We start from the raw sequence: 928 nt of genomic DNA on the forward strand, positions 1-928 counted from the left end.
GTATTAGATGGCCATGCGCCCGTAGCGGTGTGTAGCCGATCGGACAGCTTGCCGGAGCAACGACATGGAATGGAGACTGCCAGCCTTATGAGGCTAGGGGGAACCATGCTCCACGAACGCTCTTCCGATTTGGCCGTCGCTGCCAAGATCGATGTATCCATCGAAGAATTGCCGGCCGCGCCGGGGCCCGGCTTCGACAGCAATGCCAGGATAGCGATCGTTCATGACTGGTGCCCGAATTTCCGGGGAGGGGAAAGGGTTCTTGCGCAAATCTGCAAGCAGTTCCCCAACGCCGAAGTCTTCACGCTTTTCGATTTCCTGCCACAAGAGGTGAAGGAGCAATATTTCCACGACGTGGAATTCCATACGTCTGCGGCCAACCGGATACCGATGGTCCATAAGTTCTATCGATCCCTCTTCTTTTTCTGTCCCTTTCTGATCGAGCAATTCGACGTGACGGGATACGACGCGGTGATCTCGTCGTCGGCCGCCTTCTCGCGCGGCGTCATCACCAGGCCGGACCAGCCGCATCTGTGTTATGTGCACAGTCCCGTCCGCTACGCCTGGGATGAACAATTTTCCTATCTTCAGCAGGGACGGCTTGGTTTCGGCCCCAAGGGAATGCTCTATCGCTACATGCTCCATCGCCTGAGGACATGGGATACGAGAACCGCGCACGGTCCGGACCTGATGCTGGCGAACTCGAATTATGTCCGCTCCCGTATCCAGCACATTTACGGGCGCCAGGCGCGCGTCGTTTTCCCCCCGGTCACACTGGGCGAATTGCCTTGTGTGGAGGATAAGGACGATTACTACGTTTCAGCGTCCTTCCTCGCCCCCTACAAGCGCACCGACCTTGTCATCCGGGCCTTCAACGAAATGCCGTCGCGGCGACTGGTCATCGTTGGCGAAGGGCAGCAATCAGCCT

General features: G+C 57.8%; 1 protein-coding gene. It reads left to right on the forward strand.

Annotation, left to right across the window (positions count from 1 at the left end; genetic code table 11):
- Nucleotides 1–105: 105 nt before the first annotated feature.
- On the forward strand, nucleotides 106–928 hold an 823-nt coding region (locus EN991_RS37905), incomplete at its 3' end, for a glycosyltransferase (RefSeq protein WP_245461197.1).

Origin of the sequence: Mesorhizobium sp. M7A.F.Ca.US.005.03.2.1 (assembly GCF_003997795.1) — a bacterium.
GTDB classification, from domain to species: Bacteria; Pseudomonadota; Alphaproteobacteria; order Rhizobiales; family Rhizobiaceae; genus Mesorhizobium; species Mesorhizobium ciceri.